The 20,458-nt window shown below is 74.7% G+C and carries 18 protein-coding genes; 6 read left to right on the plus strand and 12 right to left on the minus strand.

The genetic code is table 11. The annotated features are described in order from the left end of the window. Positions 1-139: 139 nt before the first annotated feature. Together CP968_RS28685 and CP968_RS28690 are read right to left on the minus strand one after the other, a co-directional pair. Positions 140-1,354 (minus strand): M20 family metallopeptidase, encoded by a 1,215-nt coding sequence (locus tag CP968_RS28685; RefSeq protein WP_150520749.1) that lies wholly within the window; start codon positions 1,352-1,354, stop codon positions 140-142. After that, on the minus strand, positions 1,351-2,823 hold the full coding sequence (locus CP968_RS28690) for an MFS transporter (protein ID WP_167536864.1): 1,473 nt from the start codon (positions 2,821-2,823) through the stop codon (positions 1,351-1,353). Before CP968_RS28690 ends, CP968_RS28685 begins: the two co-directional genes overlap by 4 nt. Before the next feature lie 374 nt (positions 2,824-3,197). On the opposite strand from CP968_RS28690, the gene CP968_RS28695 reads away from it, so the two are divergent. Then, positions 3,198-4,238, plus strand: coding sequence for an Lrp/AsnC family transcriptional regulator (locus tag CP968_RS28695; protein ID WP_150520751.1), 1,041 nt, complete (start codon positions 3,198-3,200; stop codon positions 4,236-4,238). An 83-nt stretch (positions 4,239-4,321) separates the two neighbouring features. Here the strand turns inward: CP968_RS28695 and CP968_RS28700 are convergent, their stop codons facing one another. The 10 genes from CP968_RS28700 to CP968_RS28745 all read right to left on the minus strand — a co-directional run bounded on the left by CP968_RS28700 (position 4,322) and on the right by CP968_RS28745 (position 15,853). After that, entirely contained in the window at positions 4,322-4,987 is a 666-nt protein-coding gene (locus tag CP968_RS28700) for a hypothetical protein (protein ID WP_150520752.1), read from the minus strand. Between the two features lie 29 nt (positions 4,988-5,016). Then, a complete protein-coding gene (locus tag CP968_RS28705) occupies positions 5,017-6,261 on the minus strand; it encodes a 2-isopropylmalate synthase (RefSeq protein WP_229886880.1) in 1,245 nt (414 codons plus the stop codon). A gap of 204 nt (positions 6,262-6,465) precedes the next feature. Then, a complete protein-coding gene (locus CP968_RS28710) occupies positions 6,466-6,834 on the minus strand; it encodes a MerR family transcriptional regulator (protein WP_150520753.1) in 369 nt (122 codons plus the stop codon). Between the two features lie 71 nt (positions 6,835-6,905). Then, positions 6,906-7,931, minus strand: coding sequence for an MDR family NADP-dependent oxidoreductase (locus CP968_RS28715; RefSeq protein ID WP_150520754.1), 1,026 nt, complete (start codon positions 7,929-7,931; stop codon positions 6,906-6,908). A 175-nt stretch (positions 7,932-8,106) separates the two neighbouring features. Further along, positions 8,107-9,102, minus strand: a complete 996-nt coding sequence (dhaK, locus tag CP968_RS28720; protein WP_150520755.1) for a dihydroxyacetone kinase subunit DhaK — start codon at positions 9,100-9,102, stop codon at positions 8,107-8,109. Between the two features lie 67 nt (positions 9,103-9,169). Then, on the minus strand, positions 9,170-9,826 hold the full coding sequence (dhaL, locus tag CP968_RS28725; protein ID WP_150520756.1) for a dihydroxyacetone kinase subunit DhaL: 657 nt from the start codon (positions 9,824-9,826) through the stop codon (positions 9,170-9,172). Between the two features lie 17 nt (positions 9,827-9,843). After that, the gene (locus CP968_RS28730; protein ID WP_150520757.1) at positions 9,844-10,656 is read right to left on the minus strand and encodes an HAD-IA family hydrolase; all 813 of its coding nucleotides are present in this window, start codon (positions 10,654-10,656) and stop codon (positions 9,844-9,846) included. 4 nt (positions 10,657-10,660) lie between these two features. Continuing rightward, positions 10,661-11,521: a class II fructose-bisphosphate aldolase gene (locus tag CP968_RS28735; RefSeq protein WP_150520758.1), complete on the minus strand. Its 861-nt coding sequence runs from the start codon at positions 11,519-11,521 to the stop codon at positions 10,661-10,663. A gap of 165 nt (positions 11,522-11,686) precedes the next feature. After that, positions 11,687-14,986 (minus strand): S8 family peptidase, encoded by a 3,300-nt coding sequence (locus tag CP968_RS28740; RefSeq protein ID WP_150522184.1) that lies wholly within the window; start codon positions 14,984-14,986, stop codon positions 11,687-11,689. A 675-nt stretch (positions 14,987-15,661) separates the two neighbouring features. Continuing rightward, on the minus strand, positions 15,662-15,853 hold the full coding sequence (locus CP968_RS28745) for a hypothetical protein (protein WP_150520759.1): 192 nt from the start codon (positions 15,851-15,853) through the stop codon (positions 15,662-15,664). 327 nt (positions 15,854-16,180) lie between these two features. Between CP968_RS28745 and CP968_RS28750 the strand changes: the two genes are divergently transcribed. The 5 genes from CP968_RS28750 (at position 16,181) to CP968_RS28770 (ending at position 20,436) form a co-directional block, all read left to right on the plus strand. Beyond that, a complete protein-coding gene (locus CP968_RS28750) occupies positions 16,181-16,735 on the plus strand; it encodes an RNA polymerase sigma factor (protein WP_150520760.1) in 555 nt (184 codons plus the stop codon). Continuing rightward, on the plus strand, positions 16,732-17,550 hold the full coding sequence (locus CP968_RS28755) for a zf-HC2 domain-containing protein (RefSeq protein ID WP_150520761.1): 819 nt from the start codon (positions 16,732-16,734) through the stop codon (positions 17,548-17,550). The genes CP968_RS28750 and CP968_RS28755 overlap by 4 nt, the downstream gene beginning before the upstream one ends. Before the next feature lie 110 nt (positions 17,551-17,660). Beyond that, complete coding sequence (locus CP968_RS28760; RefSeq protein ID WP_150520762.1) at positions 17,661-18,467, plus strand: ABC transporter ATP-binding protein; 807 nt, start codon at positions 17,661-17,663, stop codon at positions 18,465-18,467. Further along, positions 18,464-19,855 (plus strand): hypothetical protein, encoded by a 1,392-nt coding sequence (locus tag CP968_RS28765; protein ID WP_150520763.1) that lies wholly within the window; start codon positions 18,464-18,466, stop codon positions 19,853-19,855. The genes CP968_RS28760 and CP968_RS28765 overlap by 4 nt, the downstream gene beginning before the upstream one ends. Further along, positions 19,852-20,436 (plus strand): hypothetical protein, encoded by a 585-nt coding sequence (locus CP968_RS28770; protein WP_150520764.1) that lies wholly within the window; start codon positions 19,852-19,854, stop codon positions 20,434-20,436. Before CP968_RS28765 ends, CP968_RS28770 begins: the two co-directional genes overlap by 4 nt. The last annotated feature ends 22 nt before the right edge of the window (positions 20,437-20,458 follow it).

The following is a 20,458-nucleotide window of genomic DNA, read 5'->3' on the forward strand; positions in this document are numbered from 1 at the left end:
GCGCACACGGCTTCGCTAGCGAAGCGCCTCCGGGGTCCGGGGCATCATTCGCATCATGGCGAGTGCGGTCGTGTGCTGCATGGGCGGGACAGTAGCACCAGGTCGGAGCGGTACGGACAACCGTCCAGAGTGTGAACACTCAGGGCCGGCCGGGACGCCCCGCCCCGTCCCGTGCGCCGGTGCGGCGGGCGGCGAGCCGGTCCAGCAGGCGTGCGCGGTGCTCCGCGTCGGAGGCGAGCTCGATCGCCGTCCAGGCCATCGCCAGACCACCGTCCAGGACCGCGCGGTCGGCGCCCGCGCTGACGCCGTAGCGGGTGAACTCCGGGTTGTGCATGATCGCGTCGCCGCAGTCGTAGCCGATCATCGGGTGGATGGTCGGGACCAGGTGTGAGACGTTGCCCATGTCGGTGGAGCCGCCGCGGATGGTGGGGTCGCAGTCCTGCACCCGCCGCCCGAGGTCGCGGGCGGCGCCCAGGTAGCTGCGGCCGATCGCGAAGTCCTGGCGCAGGTCCGCGTAGTCGTTGCCCACGCTCTCCAGCGCGAGTTCGGCGCCCGTGGCCAGCGCACCCGCCTCGAAGCAGGCCCGTACCCGGGCCTGCAGTTCGGCGAGCTCCTCGCTGCTGGCCGCCCGGCAGTCGTAGTCGGCGGTGGTGTGCGCGGGGATGACGTTGGCGGCGTCGCCGCCCCGGGTCACCACCCCGGACACCACCGCGCCCGGGCGCAGTTGCTGGCGGTGGGCGGCGATGGCCACCTGCGCGATCATCATGGCGTCGGCGGCGTTGACGCCCCGCTCGGGCATGGCCGCGGCGTGCGCGGCCCGGCCCGTGTAGGCGACCTGCCAGCTGCTGATGGCCAGGGAGCCCATGCCCACCGAGTCGGAGGGCGCCGCGTGCACCATCATGGCCGCGGCCAGGTCGTCGAACGCCCCCTCCCGCAGCATGTCGACCTTGCCGCCGCCCGACTCCTCGGCCGGCGTGCCGAGCAGCTTCACCGTGATGCCGAGCTCGTCGGCGAGCGGGGCCAGGGCCAGCGCGGCGGCCACGGAGGCCGAACCGTTCACGTTGTGCCCGCAGGCGTGGCCGATGCCGGGCAGCGCGTCGTACTCGGCGCAGATGCCGATCACCAGGTCCCCGCCGCCGGCGGTGGCCCGGAAGGCGGTGGGCAGCCCGTAGGCGCCCCGTTCGACGTCGAACCCGGCGCGCTCCACGAGGTCGGTGATCCGGCGGGCCGACCGGTGCTCCTCGTAGGCCAGTTCGGGATCGGCGTGCAGCGCGTGGCTGAGGCCGAGCACGGCGTCCTCGCGGGAGGCCAGGAGGGCCCTGGCGCGCTCGCGCATCGTGTCGCGGCTGGTCATCGGTCTACCTCCGGAGTGGGGGCGGTGCGCGGTGTCCGGTAGAACAGCGCGATGGCGGCGCCGGCCACCGAGATCACGGCGCACAGCGTCCAGGACGTGGTGTAGGCGCCCAGGGCGGGCAGCGCCTCCCCGGCGGGCGTGCGGGCGGCGAACACGGTCAGCACCGCCGCCGCGCCGATGGAGCCGCCGACGTTGATGAGCAGCTCGTTGATGCCGGACCCCACCGAGGTCCGGTCGTGCGGTACGGACTCCACGGCGAGGGTGCGCGTGGAGTGCTGGAGGAGGCCGCTGCCGAGGCCGGAGACCGCCGTGCCGGCGAGGAACGGCAGCGCGTCGGCGTGGCAGGCCAGCGCGACCAGGTAGCCCGCCGCCATCAGCACCGAGCCGGCCACCAGGGTGAGCCGGTCGGAGACCGCCGCCGCGACGGCCGGGGCCAGCAGGGCGCCGAGGGCCAGGGCGAGCAGGTTGGGCAGCATCGCGAGGGCGATGGCGAACGGGTCCAGGCCCAGGCCGTAGCCCTGCTCCGCGGCGCTGGTGCCCAGGAAGACCGGGTTGGCGACCTGGAGGCCGATCATGCAGAAGGTGAAGGTCAGGGTCACCAGGGAGACGACCACCACGTTGCGGCGCCGGAACATCCGTACGTCGATCATCGGCTCGGCCGTGCGCAGCTCCACCCGCACCCACAGTGCGGTCACCAGCACGCCCCCGACCAGCGCGCCCAGCGTCCGGCCCGAGGTCCACTCCCAGCCGGGCGTGCCGCCGAGGCCCAGGGCCAGCATCAGCGCGGCCAGCCCGACGCAGAGCAGCACGCCGCCGGCCCAGTCGATCCGGCCGCCCGGCTGGTGCGCCGACTCGGGCAGCAGCGGCCAGGTGACGGCCAAGGCGAGGCTGGTGGCCACGGCCGGCACCCACAGGGCCGCGGTCGGGCTGTCCACCGTACGGGCCACGAAGCCGCTGGCGACGAGGCCGAGGGCGAGTCCGCCGACCAGCGCGGCCACCATGTAGCTGATGCCGCGGCGGCCCTCCGCGTCCCCGTCGCCGTGGTGGGCCCGGTTGCGCAGGATGCCGACGAGGAGCGGGAAGAAGCCCGCGAAGGCACCCTGGAGGATCTGACCGGCGAGCAGGGTGCCGAAGGAGCGGCTCAGGCCGACCAGGACGGAGCCGAGGAGCACGATGGCCAGGTTCCAGCGCAGGACGCGCCGGTGGCCGTAGAGGTCGCCCATGCGGGACAGCACGGGGGTGAAGACCACGCTGGCCAGCAGGTTGGCGATGCTGATCCAGTTCAGGTCGGCGGCCGACACCCGCAGGGTCTCGGTCAGCCCCCGCAGCAGCGGGGACAGGAAGCCCTGGGTGATGCCGCTGGAGAGCTCCACGACGGCGACGGCGGCGATCACGGCGGCGGCCGGCGTGGCGCGGACGGCGGCCGGCTTGGCGCGGGGGCCGGAGGATCTGGCGTCCGTGTCCGTCATACGTACCACCTGTTCGGGGGGCGGCCTGGGGGCCGAGGCAGGAAGGAAGGGGCGGGCCGCCGCGCTCCCGTCGTCGGGCCGGGGCGGGCGCCATCCGCACCACAATGTCCGGTGCGGGCCGTGGCGCGGGCAAGAGGGGGCCCCATAATCGGGTGAACACGGCATTCGGTCGCCCGCCGACGGCGGATTCCGGCACCGGCCGGGGCCGGCGGGCGCACCTCGGACACCCCTGCCGTCGCCCACGAGGCGTGCCGTACGGTCGCCGGCCGGGCACCGCGGTCGGCGCGGGCCCCGATCCGGGCCCCGGGCACGGGCGCGTGGCCGGCCCCGGACCAGACCCCGACAGGTCCCGCTCGAACAGGCCCGGAGGCCCGATGACACCCGACGCGCCGCGCCCCGCGGCATCCCCCGCACCCCTGCCGGTGCTCGACGAGGTCGACCACGCCGTGCTCCGCGTGCTGCACCGCGACCCCCGTGCCGGGTTCGCCGAGGTCGCGGCCGCCGCCGGGGTGCACGAGCGGACCGTCGCGCGCCGCCTGGAACGCATGACGGCCACCGGCCACGTCCGCTTCACGGCGGCCCTGGTTCCCGAGTACCTGGGCGAGGGCATCACCGCCGAGCTCGCCGTGCGCTGCGCTCCCGGCCGGGTCCACGAGACCGCGCTGGCCCTCGCCCGCCGCCCCGAGACCCGGTCGGTGGAGGTGGCCACCGGCGCGCTGGAGGTGTTCGCGGAGTTCAACACCCCCGACCACCAGACGCTGCTGACCCTGATCGACTCGGTGGTCGGCCGCATGGACGGGGTCGTGGACATCCACTCCGGCGTGGTGATGCGGCTGCTGCTCACCGCCGCGGACTGGGCCCCGTACGACGACGAGCCGACGCGGACGCGCCGGCTCGTCATGGCCGGGCGCGGCCCGCGGGCGCCGCTGGCCGTGGACGAACTCGACCGCGGCCTGGTCGCCCTGCTCCACCGCGACGCCCGGATGTCGACGACCCGGCTGGCCCGCGAGCTGCGGGTGGGGGAGTCCACGGCGCGCCGTCGGCTGGCCCGGCTGATGACCTCGCACGTCCTCCACCTGAGGCTGCACGCGGACCCGGCGGTCCTCGGCTACCCCGTGGAGGCCCGGTTCCGGATCGGCACGGCCCACAGCCGACTGGGCGCGGCGATCCGGCTGCTGGCGCGGGAGCCGGCCGTCCGGCACCTGGTCGTCACCACGGGCACCACCGCCCTGCTCGGCTACTCCAGCCACCGCGACCTCGCGGACCTGCACGCCTTCACCTCACGGGTCTTCGGCCACCTCGACGGGGTCACGTCGACGGACACGGCCCTGCTGATGCGGACGTACAAGCGCGCGGGCGTCACCGAACCGGCGGCGGCCCCGGAGGGGGGCACGTCCTTCCTCCCGCACGACTGAGCCGCCCGCCGACGCGTCCTGCGCCGACCCGGGCACCGGGGGCGACGCGCGGCAGCGGCCCGGCGGGACGCGAAGGAGACGGTCTACGGGGCCGTCCCGGGGCCGTGGGCGGTGCGCAGGTGCTCCAGGTAGGCGTCGGCGTCGGAGTACGGCCCGTCCTGGGCGCCGGAGCGGTGCAGCTCCATGCGGCCGTCCGGGTGCAGGCGGACCGTGGTGGTCGCCGCGCGGGGCGCGCGGTCCGCGGTGTCCGTGCTGTCCGCACCGGTTCCGGGAAGCGCGGCCGGGTCGAGGACGGGGACGTCGTCGGGGAACATGGCGCGGGCCCGCGCGGCCGTCGGCGCGGGCGGCAGGCCGGTGCGGTTCGCGCTGCTGACGTACAGCACCGGGTGCGGGTCCAGGACCGGCCGCAGGGGGCCCCAGCGGGCGCCGAACAGCAGTGTCCAGCCCTCGTGGGTCGCCGGCGCCAGCCACGGCGGCGGCGCGTGGTCGGCCCGCAGCGGGGCCAGCACCGTGACGCGCTCGTCGGTCAGCAGCCGGCGGGCGATCTCGGCCGTGTCCGCGGCGAGGTCCAGGGCGCGCAGGACGCGTGCGGCGGTGCGGGGGTGGTGGGTCCACAGGGCGACGGGCTGGTCCGCGGGGCGGTTCTTGGCCCGGTTGACCGCTTCCGGGGCGGTGGCGGCGACCACGCAGGTCAGGGGGGCCGGGTTGGGCAGCACCACGGCCAGCCCCCGGAACAGGGCCGTGTGCACGGGGGCGAGGGGACCGGTGTCCGGCGCGCTCACCGTCCGGCCCGCGCGGCCGGGACGGCGCGGCCGGCGAGGTGGTCGGCGAAGTCCGCGTCGGCGACCACGGCGTGCCCCTGGCCGAAGGCGCGCGACTTCACCCAGGCGGCCGCCGCGCGCGCCCCGTCCGGATCGAGCGCGTGCCCGAGCCGCGCGGCGACGGCGGTGACCACGCGGGCGCTGGCCAGGTGGGTGAGGACCACGCGGGGTTCGACGCCGAGCAGTTCCCGCGGATCGTACGGTTCGAACAGTCGGGGGTGGACGAACGGGGTGCCGGTGGAGATGGTGCCGACCCCGTCCCCGACGATCGGGGTGGTCACGCCCAGCGGCGCACCGGTCTCCGCGGCCACCATGCGGGCGATCTCGGGCAGCCGGGTCAGGTCGGGAGCGGTCCACCACGGGTCGCGGTCGTCGCCGAGGAGGGCGCGGGTGCGGTCCGGGCGGTAGGCGAGGAGGAACAGGAGCTGCTCGGTGGCGACCATGCCGCTGCGCTCCGCGATGCCCAGCCAGGACGCCGACAGCACGCGGACGCCCTCCCGCACGGCCCGGAGGGTGTTGGCCAGTGCGAGGCCGAGGTCGTTGTGCAGGTGCGAGGCCAGCACCACCTCCTCGCCCGCGTGGCGGCGCACGGCGGCGAACATGGACCCGGTCTCCTCGGGCAGTTGGTCGCCGACCGTGTCGGCCAGCACCACCACGCCGGCGCCGGCCTCCGTCATCCGCGCGGCGTGCTCGCCGGTCAGGGCGTGGTCGGCACGGGAGGCGTCGGCCAGGCACACGTCGACCGCGACGCCGTCGCCGTCCTCCCGGGCCTGCGCGACCAGCGCGGCACCGGCGCTCAGCGCCCGCTCGGCGCTGCCGTGGGTCATCACCCGCGCCATGGCCTCGGACGCCGGCACGATCACCATGATCCTGGCGTGCGCGCCGCCCCGGACCGAGGCCAGGGCCTGGCGCACGTCGTCGCGGGTGCCCCGGCACACCGCGGACACGCTCACCGCGCCCTCGGCCTCCACCGCCACCCGCCGGACCGCTTCGAACTCCTCGGCGCACACGGCCGGAAAGCCTGCGGCGAACACCACGTGCCGCGGCCCGTCCGCGCCGAACACCCCTCCCTGGGCGCGCGCGAGGCGCACCCGGAAGTCGCCCGTCATCAGCGTCTTGGCCTGGGCACCGTCGCGCGGCGACTCCTCCCACAGCACCACCCGGCCCGCCCGGGCCGACTCGCGCACCACGTCCACGGCCACTGACACACCCTTCGACACGGGCCGTGCACGGCGGGCCCGCCGCGCCCCGCAGAAACGATCACCCGTTCCGCGTGCTCCTGTACGGGTCCGGCCGACGCGTTCACACGATCGGGTGCAGATCGGGCGTCGGGCGTTTGGGTGCCGCACAAACGGGCACTTCCGGGCGGGCCGCCGCGCCCCGAACACGGTCCCGCGGCGTCGGCGTCAGCCGCCGGCAGCCCGCCGCGCGAGGTTCTCGCGGAGTCCGGCCAGCCGGCCGATCTCGGCGTCCAGGGCGGCGAGCCTGCGGCCGACGACCCCGGACCCGGCGGCGCCCGGCTCGACCGCGCCGCACCGCGGCAGCGGGTCCCCGGAGAGCAGATGGAGCCGGTCGGCGCACCCGCGCAGGTCCTCGACGGTGAGCCCGAGGGCCAGCAGGTCGCGGATGACGCGGACGCGCGCGACCTCGTCGGCCCCGTACTCCCGCTGCCCCGAGGCCGTACGGACGGGCGGGGGCAGCAACCCGCGCTGTTCGTAGAACCGCAGTGCCCTGGCCGTGGTGCCGGCCGCCGCCGCCGCTTCGCCGATCCGCATGGTCTCCACTCCCGTCCCCGCCCGTCCCCGTCCGCCGGGGTGCCGGGCCGCCGGTGCCCGCGCCCGCGGGGCTACAACTCCACCACGACGGCCCCGAAGTGCCGGCCCTCGATCAGTTCCTGCAACGCCTGCGGCGCGCGATCGATGCCCGCGATCCGTACGTGGGGGAAGGCGATCTCGCCGGAGCGCAGCCACGCGCCGAACCGGCCGGTCCACTCCTCCTCCACGTCCGGATGGTCCGCACCGCTGTACCCGCGCAGCGAGACGCCCTTGACCACGAGGCGGAAGGCGTCGATCTCCACCGGCGCGCTGCCGCCGGCCCGCCGCGCCGACAATTGTCCGGACAGCGCCCCCACCAGGGCGAACCGAGCACCGTGGCGCGCCGCACCCAGCGCCGCGGTCAGCTGCCCGCCCGCGACCGTGTCGACCAGGACGTCGATGCCCTCGGGGGCCACCGCGGCGAGCTGGTCCGCCACGGACCCGGCTCCGCGCAGGACGACCGCGTCGTAGCCCAGCTCGGCCACCAGCCGTTCCGCCTTCCACGGCGAGCCGGTGCTGCCGATCACCCTCCGGGCACCCAGCAGCCGGGCGATCTGCCCCGCCAGCGAGCCCACCGCTCCCGCCGCTCCGGTGACGAAGACCACGTCGCCCTCCCGGACACCGGCGAGGCGGGTCAACGCACCGTAGGCCGTCGACCCCTGGGCCAGGTGGGCGACCGGATCGGGCAGCGCATCGCCCAGGGGCGCGCACTCGGCGGCGGACACCAGGGCGTACTCCCGCCACCCCTGCAGGTGCGCCACGACGTCACCCGGGCGCAACGGACCGCCGGCCGGGGCCGCGACGACCTCGCCGACGCAGGGGCCGAACAGGGCGTCGCCCGGACGCAGCGCGGGCAGCGGCACCCCGTCGACCTCGCCGCCGATCAGGGTGCGCAGCCCGGGGAAGACCAGGAAGTGACGGTTCCTGACGAGCACCCGGTCCGCTCCCGGTTCGGGCAGCGGGGCCTCGGTGACGACGAAGTGGTCCCGCGTGGGCAGCCCCACGGGTACGGAGGCGAGCCGGACTTCACGGGTGGTGCGGGGCAGGGACGCGCTCATACGGGGCTCCTGGGCCGGGTACCGGACAGCGGCAGGACACGCACCCGCCGCGGGAATGCGGTGACGCTAACCCCTGACCCGCACGTCAGGGTCAAGCCCCCGCACCGCGCCCGCCCGGCCCCGGCGGCCACGGCCGGCCGGCGGCCGACGGCCCGTCCGCCGCCGGCCGCGCGCGTCAGAACACCCGGACGGGGATCTGCGCCGGATCGCCGAGCAGACCCCTGATCTCGTCGTCCAGCCGGACCAGCGTGATGGACGCGCCGGCCATGTCGAGCGAGGTGCAGTACTCGCCCACGTAGCTGCGCCACACGTCGATGCCGCGTGCCACCACCTGCTTGTGGGCCAGCCCGTACACCAGGTACAGCTCGCCGATGGGGGTGCCGCCCAGGCCGTTGGCCATCAGGGCGACCGAGTCGCCGCCGGTGAACGGCAGGTCGTCCACGACCGCGTCGACCAGCTCGCGGACCATGTCCCTCGCCGGCCGGAGCTGCTCCCGTTCGCGGCCCGGCTCGCCGTGGATTCCGACGCCCATCTCGACCGCGTCGTCGGGCAGTTCGAACAGCGGTGATCCCTTGGCCGGGGGCGTGCACGCGGTGAGTGCCATGCCCATGGTGCGGGTGACGGAGTTGACCTTCTCGCCGATCCGGTGGACCTCGTCGAGGTCCGCGCCCCGCTCGGCGGCGGCGCCCACGGCCTTCATCACGAAGAAGTTGCCGGCCACCCCGCGCCGGCCGATGGTGTACGTCGAGTCCTGCACCGCCACGTCGTCGTCGATGAAGAGGGTGCGGACGCTCACCCCGTCGGCCCGGGACAGCTCCTCGGCCATCTCGAACGCCATCCGGTCCCCGGTGTAGTTGTTGACCAGGAGCAGGACGCCCTTGGGGGAGGCGAGCCGTTTGACCGTCTCGTAGACGAAGTCGGCCGGCGGTGCGGCGAAGACGTCGCCGGGGCAGGCGGCGTCGAGCATGCCCGGGCCGACCGTCATCACGTGCGCCGGCTCGTGCCCGGAACCGGAGCCCTGCACGACGGACACCTTGTTCTCCTTCGGGGCGTCGGCCCGCATGACCAGGTTGTACTCGGGGACGTACCGCAGCGTGTCGGGGTTGGCCAGCGCCAGCCCCTCCAGCATCTCGGGGACGTAGTCCTTCGGGTCGTTGACGAACTTCTTCATGCCGTGCTCCTCGTGATCTCGTCGCCCGGCGCCGCGGGGGCGGTCCGGGCGACGGTGCCGCCCGTGGTCAGTCGTGCCCCTCCCACTCGGCCGCGACGCGCTCCGCCATCACCGCGACCGCCACCGCTCCGGGGTCCGGCGAGCCGATGCTGCGCTCACCGGTGTAGCTCTGCCGCCCGCGCCTGGCCTGCATCGGTGTCGTCGCGTCGGCCGCGGTCCGGGCCGTCGCGGCGGCCAGGGCGGCGAGCTCGGCGGCCGAGGCGGGCGGTTCGCCGTCGGCCAGTCGCCGTTCCAGAGCGTCGGTCATCGGGATGAGGGCGTCCAGCAGCGTCTTGTCCCCGAGGTCGGACCTGCCGCGCGCCTTGATCCCTTCGGCGGCGGCCCGCAGCATGGCGACCGCGTCCGACGCGTCCAGCTCCGAGCGGTCCGTCACGACGCCGGCGGCCCGCAGGAAGGCGGTGCCCCACAGCGGTCCCGAGGTGCCGCCGACCCGCTTGGAGATCACCACGGCGACCCGCTTGAGGAACTCGGGCGGGGTGTCCGCGTCGAGGGTGTCCCAGTCGGCCAGGACGATCTCGAAGCCGCGGGCGAGCGAGAAGCCGAAGTCGCCGTCTCCCGCGACGGCGTCGAGGTCACCGAAGTCCTGCTCGTGGTCGACCGCGGTCCGGGCGATGGTCCGGACGACGAAGGCGAGGTCGCCGGCGGATGTCGAGGGCGTTGTCATGACTCTCCTGACTGGCGCTACGTCAGTTCCTGCCAAGGCGGTGGCGGGGGCGGTCCGGCGCTGAGCACGGCGGCCAGGTCCGCCAACTCCACCCAGGGCCCCGGGTGCACGCCGAGGGGATCGTGCAGCACCCGGGTGACGGTCTCCCGGGGCGGCGGGTCGCCGAACGAGGTGACCACGAGGGAGGCGCCGGCGAAGTCCTCCTCGCCGGTGTACGCGCTGGTGGTGACGGCGCAGGCGAGTCCGGCGCCGAGCGCGGCCAGCATGCCGTTGCGGCTGTCCTCGATCGCGACGACGGCCGACGGGTCGAGGCCCAGCGTGCGCACGGCGTACGCGTAGATGTCCGGGGCCGGCTTCTTCCGCCGGACCACGTCTCCGGCGAACACGGCGAACCGGGAGGCCAGTTCGGGGCCCATGGCGAGTTCGAGGACGCTGCGGACGGCCGGTTCGGCGGAGGTGGAGGCGACCGCGAGGGTCCATCCGGCCGCGGCCGCCGCCTCGGCGATCCGCCGCACCCCGGGGCGGGCCGGAATCGCGCCGCCGCGGATGATCCCGGTGTAGATCTCGGTCTTGCGCCGGTGCCAGCGGGCGACCTCCCCGTCCAGTGCCGCGGGATCGGCCGGCAGGCCCGCCGCGGCCACGAAATCCGGCGTCAGCAGCGTCTTCATCCGCTCCTTGCCGCCACCGACCTTCACCTTCCGCGCGTACTCGGCGTCGCTCCAGCGCACCGGCAGCCCGAACTCCTCGAACGTCGCGTTGAACGCGGGCAGGTGTCCGTGGCGCTCGGTGTCGGCGAGGACGCCGTCGCAGTCGTAGACCAGCGCGGACACGGTGTCATCCCGCCCGGCCGGCGCTGCCGAACACGGTCATCAGCGAACCGGTCAGCTCGACGACGTCCCGGCGGACCGCCCGGAAGAGCGAGGGCGGGTCCCACGTGTCCCGCTCCGCCGCCGTCTCCAGGAACGCCAGCCCGGACTTCATGAACGTCTCCTTGAGGGCGGTCGAGATGTTGACCTTCGCGCACCCCCGGGAGATCAGGTCGTGGAACTGCTCGTCGGACAGGCCGCTCCCGCCGTGCAGCGCGATCGGCACGGGGTACGCCGCCACGATGTCCGACACCCGCTGGGCGTCGAGCACCGGAGCCTGCCGGTACGACCCGTGGGCGTTCCCGATCGCCGGGGCGAAGACGTCGACCCGGGTGGTCCGCAGGAACTCCAGGGCCACCTCCAGGGACTGCTGCGCGGCGGCGGTGTCGCTGCCCACGCCGTCCTCCACACCGGTGATCGACTCGATCTCGCCCTCGACGGCCGCCCCGTGGGAGCGGGCCTCGGCGACGACCTCGACGGTCTGCCGCATGTTCTCCTCGACCGGCAGCTTCGACGCGTCGAACAGCACCGAGTTCCAGCCCCGCCGCAGACACTCCGTGATGACGTCGCGCTCCGGACAGTGATCGAGGTGCAGGGCGACGGGCACCTCGATCCCGGCCGTCATGGACGTCCACATCGCGTACAGCACGTCGCTGCCGATGGACTTCACCGTCTTGACGGAGGTCTGCACGATCAGCGGCGACCGCTTCTCGACCGCCGCGGCCAGCACGGCCTCCATCGTCAGATCGTTGAACACGTTGACGGCCGGTACGGCGTACCGGTGCGCGAACGGTCCGGAGAGGATCTCGGTCAGCGGTGCGACACCCACGACGCCTCCTCGCTCACGGCCCCACCCCTCCATTCCACGCCCGGCGGGCTCCCTCCGCCACCCGTCACCGGGCCCACGGCGCACCGAAGGCGCCCGGCACGCGGGAATCCGCGGGCCGGGCGCCCTTGAAGCGCCGAGACGGCGCCGGTGCTAGCCGGTGCTAGCTCACTTGCCGTAGTACGCGTTGTGGATCGTCAGCGTGGAGGCGTTGCCCTGCTTGTCCGCGACGTCGGCCCGCAGCGAGAGCGCCTTGTCCTTCGCCGGGTTCTTCAGCGAGACCTTGCCGTCCTTCACCTTCACGGACTGCCAGGTCTTCCCGTCGTCGTAGCTCACGGACACGGAGAGCGACCCGAGGTTGGCTCCGGCCGCCGAGCCCTGCACGGTCACCGGGACCTGGACGGCCTTGCCCGCCGGGGCGCGCGAGGCCAGGTCGACGGGGGCCGCGAAGCGGACCGTGGACACCGGCAGCGCCGTGGTGGCCGCCACCTGACGGGAGCGGAAGGTGAAGCCGGCGTCGATGCGGGTGGAGGTCGAGCCGACCTTCGCCGACTGCTCGACGGAGGCCGTCAGCCGGTACTCGGCGTCGGCGGCATCGACCGTGAAGGGCGCGTTGCCGGTCAGCGGGTCGGCGTTCTCCCCGACCTTGACCCCGTTGCGGTACAGCGTCGAGGTGGCCGAGGTGTACGTGGAGGCACCCGCGTGGCCCTGGCCGTCGGAGAACAGCGGCAGGGAGCCGACGAGCTGCTGCACGCCCGTGGCCGGATCGGGTGCGGTCCGGAACACGCCCAGGTCCGCGCCCAGGAGCGGGCCGAAGACCCCGGTGTTGAAGTTCTCCCGGTACGTCTTGCCGGCCGCGTAGCGCTTCGGCGCGAGCATCTGGAACGAGCCGTCGTGGGTGGGGTAGCCCCACTCGTCGGGCTCGCCCGCCTGGCTGAACCTGGTCAGCCACTCGACGCCGTCGGCGGTGGAGACGTAGAAGGTGCGCACGCCCGGCGCCGCCTGCGGCGCCGAGAAGCCGTTGCCCTCCGGTGCGCCCGGCAGATGGGCGTACGGGGAGACGTAGGCGCTCTTGCCGGGCACGGAGGCGCCGAGGCCGACGTCGAGGCGCGCCAGCTCGTTCGCCTTCACGTGCTTGGTGTAGCCGGTCGAGACCTTCTGCGTCTTGCCGCCGAAGGCGACCGAGTACTGGGTGGTGGCGTCCTTGACGACGTGCGCGTCCCAGGTCTGCAGGAGCGAGCCGTCGGTGACGGCCGGACCCGCGTGGGCGGTGCGGAAGTTGGTGAAGCCCCTGAGCACCCAGCCGTTGCCGATCCGGCCGGCCTCCGTCGCGACCTCGTAGTACGTCCCGCCGAAGTCGACCTTGTCGATGCCGGGCACGGTGAGGTCCACCGGCTTGGCGGTGCGGGCGTCGGCGACGACCGTGGTGTCAGCGGAGACGTCCAGCTTCGGCTGGGCGATCCAGTCGGTGCCCTTGGTGAAGTCCGACGGGTCCTGGTAGACGGCCGTGTTGAGGGTGTACGAGCCCTTGGGCACCCGGATCGTGTGCGTGCCCGGCTCGTTGCCGATGCGGGTCTGGAAGCCCTTGCCGGGCCCGGCGACGCCGGTCAGGGTGTTGTCGAAGATCCGGGCGTCGCTGCCGTCGCGGTCGACGGTCCGCAGCGTGAGGTCGTACGACTCCGCCTCGCGGACGGCCGCCGCGGCCGTGCGGACGGCCTGGCCCGCGCCGCTGGCGGTGACGTAGCCCGAGTAGGTGCCGTCGGCGTCGCCGATCCTGGTGTCGGCCGTCAGGTCGACCTCGGCCTTCCCGCCGGCGGGCACCGTGACCTTGGGGGCGCCCAGCGCGAAGAACCCGGCCGGGGCCGGCTTGCCCGACGGGTCCAGTCCGGACACCGACAGGTCGAGGGTGACGTCGGTGGTCCCGAGGTTGCGGTAGACGAGCTTCTTGGTGAGCGGCCGGTCGTCCGCGTGCGGCCACTGCGCGAGGCCGAAGTTCAGCGAGACGGGTTCCGCGATCACGCTCGTGGCCAGCGCCTTGTCGACCTGGACGCGTCCCGAGCCCTGCTGGAAGACGGTGTAGTCGCCGCCCTTCGCGGAGGCGGTCAGCGCGCCCTTGAGCTCGGTGGACGTCCAGTCCGGATGCCGCTGCTTCAGGATCGCCGCCGCGCCCGCCACGTGCGGGGTGGCCATGGAGGTGCCGTCGATCTGCAGGTAGCCGGGGGCCGGGTGCGGCGTGCCGGGGTCGGTGTCGATCGCGCTGCCGGCGGCCGCGGCCGCGGCGATGGCGACGCCGGGGGCCGTCACGTCCGGCTTGACGGCGCCGTCACCGGCGCGCGGGCCGATGCTGGAGAAGGGAGCCAGCTTGTCGTCCCGGTCGACGGCGCCGACGGTCAGCGCGGCGTCCGCACTGCCCGGCGAGCCCACCGTCGACGCGCCCCACTCGCCCTCGTTGCCCGCCGCGACGGCGAACAGGATCCCCTTCTCGGCGGACAGCCTGTTGACCGTCGCCTCCATCGGGTCGATGCCGGGGGAGTCCGGGCTCCCCAGGCTGAGGTTGACGACGTCCGCGCCCTCGGCCGCGGCCCACTCCATGCCCGCGATGATGCCGGAGTCGCTGCCGAACCCGTTGTCGTTGAGCACCTTGCCGCTGATGACCTTGGCGCCGGGCGCGACGCCCTTGTACCTGCCGCCCGACAGGGCGCCGGTGCCGGCGGCGATCGAGGCGACGTGGGTGCCGTGTCCGACCCGGTCCGCGGTGTCGGGCGAGGACGAGAAGTTCTTCTCGCCGACGACCTGGGTCCTCAGGTCCTCGTGCGTCGCGTCGACGCCGGTGTCGAGGACGGCGATCTTGACGCCCTTGCCGTCGTACCCGGCCTCCCACGCCTTGTCGGCGCCGATCTGCCGGACGCTGCGGTCCAGGCTGGCCCGGCGCACCCCGTCCAGCCACACCTTGGCGATGCCGGGGGCGGCGGTGCGCATCCCGCTCTTCTGCTCGTCGGTGAGGGCTTCCCACACTTCGGCCACGTCGTCCTGCGGCGTGCGCACCGCGTCCGCGCCGAGGGTGGGGAACGTGCCCTGCACCCGGGTGTCGCCGGCCGCACGCACCTGGTCCCGTGCGGCGGCGGAGTCCCCGTCGTACTGCACGATCAGCTTGAGCCCGTCGCCGTGGCTCTTGCGGAGCAAGGGGTCGGTGAGCGCGCCGACGTCGAAGAGCCGCTGGTCCAGCCGGCCCGCGGCGATCAGGCCCTGGGCGTCGCCGGGCACCACCAGCGTGCGGTCCTTGGTGCGTTGCACCTGTACGGGTATGCGTTCGCGGCCCTTGGCCGGTTCGAAGCCCACCACCCGGCCCGCGGCGCCGACCACCACGCGGTCGCCCGTGATGAGCCGGATCCGCTGGTTGCCGTCGGATCGTGCGGAGTCCGGTGAGGCCGTCACGTTCGCGGTGACGGCCGTCGCCGGGCCGGTCATGCCTGCCACGAGGGCCACCGATGTGGCCGCCGCGATGGTGTAGGCGCGTGCTCTGTGCACTTGTGCGCGCAAGTCTCCCCCAGGAGCTCGGGATGAAGGCGGGGGCCGTCTCGGGCCGTGGCCGGAACGCCACCCGCCGCCGGTGAGCGCAGTATGTGATGTGGGGGATGGGTGATCAACGTCGTGGCGGGTGGGGGAATGGAGGCGCGTTGTTTCAAGACAACTTGGAAACCGTCGAATGCCGGGAGGGATAATCCGCATTCTTGTGCTCGCACCCCTGGGGGCGCGGCATCGCCGGGTGTCGGCGCGTTTTCGGGTATCGGCACATTAGCGGACGGAGCGCACCCTTCCAATTGGCTGTATCCGCACCCTCAAGGGAACCTCCGACCGTCCCGGCCCGAACGCTTCATGTGCTGGTCAGGGCATTGCAGATGTGCGAAGTAAAGGGAAGGGGCGGGAGGGCAGAACAGTGTGCCCTTTTGTTCGTGCCGCCAGGGATTCCGTTCTGCTTTAATTCCTCCGGGTGTCTCTCGAAACGGGTGGGTCGGTTTTCCGGCCCACCCGTATTGCGTGACGAGAAGGGGCGGTCTCGTCGACCGATGCGGACAGCGGGCCGGCCCCTCCGAGCCGCAACCGGTGCGCATTGCCTCGGCGGCGCGATTCCCGCGCCCCGGCTCAGCCCCAGTCGTTGGTGAGCGGGGTGAGCGGGACGGTCTGCGCGGGGTCGCCCGCCGCCGGGTCCGAGGGCGAGACGATCGCGGTCTGCGGCGCCGGACCCGTCTCGTCGGCCCGGGCGGCGCCGGCCCCGGCGAGGACGACGAGACCGCCGATGGCGACTGTGGCGATACGGACGGCGAAGCGGTTCACGGGCAACCCCCTGGTCTGGGAAGGAACGTTCGGACGGTGCGCGTGCGGCGGACCGGAGGCCCCCTACGGAGATCGTCCCGCGGGCCGGCGTCCTGTCCGGATGCTGTCCGGGCGGCCGTCCCCGCACGAACAATCCTGCCCGCGCGCGACCCCGCGCGGGAGAGCGGCCGCGTGCAGCAACCGGCATGGCCGCATGCAGGTTGCTGCACGCGGCCGACGGCGGCTCCCGGCGCCGGGCGAGGGCGGCCCGGCCGCCCGGATGTGTCCCGGATCACTCCCCGGGGAAAACCCGCGGCCCGGGCCGCGCGTCTAGCAGGTGTGAAACGAGTGGGTGCGGCAGCGCCGCAGGAACCGGACGAGGAGCGCCTCCTGCGCCAGGTGGCCCGGGGAGACCGGGCGGCCTTCGAGGAGCTGTACCGGCGCACGTCGCCGTGGCTGGCGGTGCGGCTGAGCCGCCGCTGCGCAGACCAGCAGATCGTCGCCGAGGTCATGCAGGAGACGTTCCTGGCGGTGTGGCGGGCGGCGGGCTCCTTCGCCGGGAGCAGGACCGGAGGATCGGCCGTCGGCTGGCTGTGGACGATCGCGGCCCGCCGCCTCGTCGACGCGTTCCGGCGCAGGGCCCACCACGCCGAGCCGCCACCGGCCGCCGCGCCGCACCCCGTGGCGCCCGCGGCCGAGGAGGAGGCGCTGGTGTCGACCGTCGGCGGTGACGTCGGCGACGCGCTGCGGCGCCTCGCCCCGGAACTCAGAGAGGTGCTGCAGGCCATGGTGCTGGACGGACTGTCCGTCAGGGAGACGGCCGTGCTGCTCGGACTGCCCGAGGGAACGGTCAAGACCCGCGCCCGCCGGGCCCGGATCGTGATGCGGGAGGTGCTGGGATGAACGCGGAACACGCGTCGGCGCGGCTCGTCGTCGGCTACGCGCGCGGCGACGCGGACCTCGTCGCGGACGAGGTGTGGGCCCTGGAGGCCCACCTGGAGGGCTGCCGGCTCTGCCGTGACCGGCTGTCGGACGCCGTCACGGCCGAGGCGCCCGCCGTGGCGGCGCTGACCGAGGCGGTCTGGTCCGACCTCGGGCCCCAACTGGACGCGGCCGTCCCGGCGCCGCCGCGCAGGTACCGGGCGCGGCTGTCGGCCTGGACCACGCCCGCCATGACGCCGTGGCTGGCGATGGTCCTGGCCGTGACGCTGCTCGCGCTGCTGCTGGACCTGGCCGCGGGACCCGGTTCCGACCGGGCGTCCCTGGTGCTGCTGTTCGCCCCCGTCCTGCCCGTGTGCGGCGTGGCGGCCTCGTGGTCGCGCGGCCTGGACCCGGCGTACGAGCTGACGGCCTCCACCCCGAGGGCGGGGCTGCACCTCGTGCTGCGGCGCACCGCCGCCGTGCTCGCCGTGGTGATCCCCGCGCTCCTGGCGGGGGGATGGGCGACGGGGGTGACGGCCGCGCAGTGGCTGCTGCCCTGCCTGGCCCTCACCGCGACGACCCTGGCGCTGGGCGGGGTGATCGGCGTGACCCGCGCGGCCGTCGCCGTGGCGGCCGGGTGGGCCGCGGTGGTGCTGGCGCCGACCCTGGCCACGAGCCGTACGGCCTTCGTCCTGCGGGCGGAGGGCCTGCCGGTGTGGGGGCTGCTCCTCGCGCTCGGCGTCGGCGTCGTGATCGCCCGCAGGGGCGCGTACACCGTGCTGGGAGCCCACCGGTGAGCCGGCCGCCGACCCCGCCGGAGGAACCGGGCCACCCCCCCCAGACGAATCCCCCAGACGAATCCCCGAGACGAATCTCCGAGTACCCCCGAGAGCAGAGGAAGCGCACGATGCCCACAGTGAGCAGGGCCGACATCGCCCCCACGGCCTACGCCTGGGAGATCCGGGCGACCGGTCTGAAGGTCAAGGCGGGCAGGAACCGGATGGCCGTCGACGGGCTCGACCTGTCGCTGGGCACCGGCGTACACGGCCTCCTCGGCCCCAACGGAGCCGGCAAGACCACCCTCATCCGGGCGCTGGCCACCGTCCTGCGGCCCGCCGGGGGCGAGCTGGAACTGCTCGGGGAGTCCGCGGGCGGGCTGGGCGAGCACCGCGCGCTGCGCCGCCGGATCGGCTACCTGCCGCAGGAGTTCGGCTACTACAAGCGCTTCACCGTACGCGAGTTCGTCGAGTACATGGCCTGGCTGAAGGAGGTGCCCGCGGCGGACATCCCCGCGGCCGTGCAGCGCGCCGTGGAGCGGGTCGGCCTGGCCGACCGGGCCGACGAACGGATGAAGGCGCTGTCGGGCGGGATGGTGCGGCGGGCCGGCATCGCCCAGGCCATCGTCAACGACCCGTCGATCCTCCTGCTGGACGAGCCGACGGTCGGCCTGGACCCGGCGCAGCGGCTGCGCTTGCGCGCCCTGCTCCAGGAACTGGGCAGGGACGCCTGCGTGGTCGTCTCCACCCATCTGGTGGAGGACGTGGCAGCGGCCTGCACCGACGTGGTGCTGTTCGCCGAGGGACGGCTGGTCTTCCAGGGCACGCCGGCCCGGCTCGCCGCGGCGGGCGGCCCGGAACACGTGGGCGACAGCCCGCTGGAGCGCGGCTACTCGGCGCTGCTCCTGGACCCGGTGCGGACGAGGGGTGCCTGGTGAACCTCCGCATCCTGCGCATCGAACTGCGGCGGTCGGTCGCCCTCTGGGCCGGCGCCGCCGTCCTGGTGCTCTCGCTCGCGTTCCTGCACCTCGTCTCCGGGCCGTGGTGGAAGGGCACCGCGCTGTGGACGGCCCAGTGGACCTCCATGGCCCTGTGGACCCGCTACCTCCTGATCTTCCTGGGGCCGCTCGCCGTGGGACTCGGAGCGCTCCAAGGGCTGCGCGACCACCGCTCGAAGGTGTCCGAGCTGCTGACCAGCACCCCGCGGCCGGCCCGGCACCGCGCGGCCGCCCTCGCGGGCACGACGGCCTTCGCGCTGGTATCGGCCTTCGGGCTGCTCGTCCTCGTGGGCGCCGTGCAGGTGCTGGCCGGCGACGTCCCGTACACCCACCTCGGCTGGCTGCCGGTCTCCCTGGTGGCGGCGCTCGCGCTGGCCGCGGGAGCCGTGCTGGGCATGGGCGTCGCGCGGGCCCTGCCCTCCGTCCTGACCCCGCCCGCGTTGGCCGTGGCCGCCTTCCTGCTCACCAGCTTCCTCCGGCAGAACCAGACCTCGGAGGGCGCGCTGCCGACCTCCGCCGTGCCCAACCGCCTCTCCCTGCTGGCCCCGGGGGTGGCGAGCGTGCGCGACACGCTGCTCACGCTCTCCCCGGCCGTGCACCTCGGGCAGACGCTCTGGCTGCTCGGCATGGCCGCGACGGGCCTCGCGCTCCTCGCCGCCGCCACCCCGCGCGCCCGCCTGCTCGCCCTCTGCCCCCTCCTGGCGGCCGGGGCCGCGGCCCTGCTCCTGCTCCCGGCGCACCCCCGCGACACCTACGTCGTCGACCGGGCCGCGGCGGCGCAGGTGTGCGACGGCCCGGTGTGCGTGACGGCGGCCCGGGGCGCACGGCTCGCCGGACTCGCGCAACCGGGCAGGGAGGCCCTGCGCCTGCTGCGCGGCGCCCTGGGCGACCAGGCGCCCGGCGGCCTCCACGAGACCACCGTCCCGCGGGCGCTCGCCGGGACGCCGGAGCGGTCGCAGGCGTTCGTGATCCTCGACTTCGACGACGCGGTGATCGGCGACGCCAGGGGCGAGGGTCTGACGCGGGCCGTGGTCGGCCAGGGCATCGCCCCGACGTGCGCCCCCCGCAGCGACACCGAGAGCGGCCGCGTCAACGAGGCCGCCGCACAGAGCATCGGGGCCGCCTGGGTCCTCGGGGACACCCCCCGGCCGCTCGACGGGACCATGCACGGCGCGAAGGAGCAGGGCGACGAGATCCGGCCCGTGTGGGCCGAGTTCACCGCGCTGCCGCGGCCGGAACAGCAGCTGCGGATCCGCGCCATGCACGCCGCCGCCCTCTCCTGCTCGGGCGACCCGCTCGCCGCGCTGGCCGGAGGTGCGGTCCGATGAGATGGCTGACCCTGTACGCGCGCTCGCGGCAGGCACCCGCCTCGCTCTGCGTGGTGCTGGCCGGCGCACTCGTGGTGTGGGCGCTCGCCCGGATCGGCGGCGGAGGACCGCAGGACCCGCGGCTGTCCGCGATCGTCCTCACCGCGGGGGCGACGGCGGTCTCGGTCGGACTCGGCGGGCAGGAACCCGCGTTGGACCGGGCCGCCGCGATCCGCTGGATGCCCCGCCGGGCGGCGCACGTACTGCTCGGCGGCGTGCTCGTCGCGGCGGTGCTGGTGGCGGTGGGGACACTGGACGGGCAGCGGGCCGACGCCGACTTCGCCGCGTTCGTCGTGCGCGACAGCGCGGGGCTGATGGGGCTCGCGGCCTTCGGCGCGGCCGGGTTGGGGGCGCAGTACGCGTGGATCCCGCCCTTCGCGTGGCTGTCGTTCTCCTTCGTCCTTCCGCCCTCGCCGGACGGCGCGACGCAACTGCTGACCTGGCTGCTGCTGCCGCCCGACACGGCGGCCGCCACCTGGACCGCCCTGGCCCTGGCCGTCTCCGGCACGGCGGTCTACGCCGTCGCGGGACCGCGCCGATAGCGGGCCCGGGGCCCTCCCGCCG

This window comes from Streptomyces subrutilus (assembly GCF_008704535.1).
Classification (GTDB): domain Bacteria; phylum Actinomycetota; class Actinomycetes; order Streptomycetales; family Streptomycetaceae; genus Streptomyces; species Streptomyces subrutilus.

Coding starts and splice junctions, on each gene's coding strand:
- CP968_RS28685 (WP_150520749.1), bottom strand. CDS start 1,354: ATGACCAGCCGCGACACGATGCGCGAGCGCGCCAGGGCCCTCCTGGCC.
- CP968_RS28690 (WP_167536864.1), bottom strand. CDS start 2,823: ATGACGGACACGGACGCCAGATCCTCCGGCCCCCGCGCCAAGCCGGCC.
- CP968_RS28695 (WP_150520751.1), top strand. CDS start 3,198: ATGACACCCGACGCGCCGCGCCCCGCGGCATCCCCCGCACCCCTGCCG.
- CP968_RS28710 (WP_150520753.1), bottom strand. CDS start 6,834: ATGCGGATCGGCGAAGCGGCGGCGGCGGCCGGCACCACGGCCAGGGCA.
- CP968_RS28715 (WP_150520754.1), bottom strand. CDS start 7,931: ATGAGCGCGTCCCTGCCCCGCACCACCCGTGAAGTCCGGCTCGCCTCC.
- dhaK (WP_150520755.1), bottom strand. CDS start 9,102: ATGAAGAAGTTCGTCAACGACCCGAAGGACTACGTCCCCGAGATGCTG.
- dhaL (WP_150520756.1), bottom strand. CDS start 9,826: ATGACAACGCCCTCGACATCCGCCGGCGACCTCGCCTTCGTCGTCCGG.
- CP968_RS28740 (WP_150522184.1), bottom strand. CDS start 14,986: ATGACCGGCCCGGCGACGGCCGTCACCGCGAACGTGACGGCCTCACCG.
- CP968_RS28755 (WP_150520761.1), top strand. CDS start 16,732: ATGAACGCGGAACACGCGTCGGCGCGGCTCGTCGTCGGCTACGCGCGC.
- CP968_RS28760 (WP_150520762.1), top strand. CDS start 17,661: ATGCCCACAGTGAGCAGGGCCGACATCGCCCCCACGGCCTACGCCTGG.
- CP968_RS28770 (WP_150520764.1), top strand. CDS start 19,852: ATGAGATGGCTGACCCTGTACGCGCGCTCGCGGCAGGCACCCGCCTCG.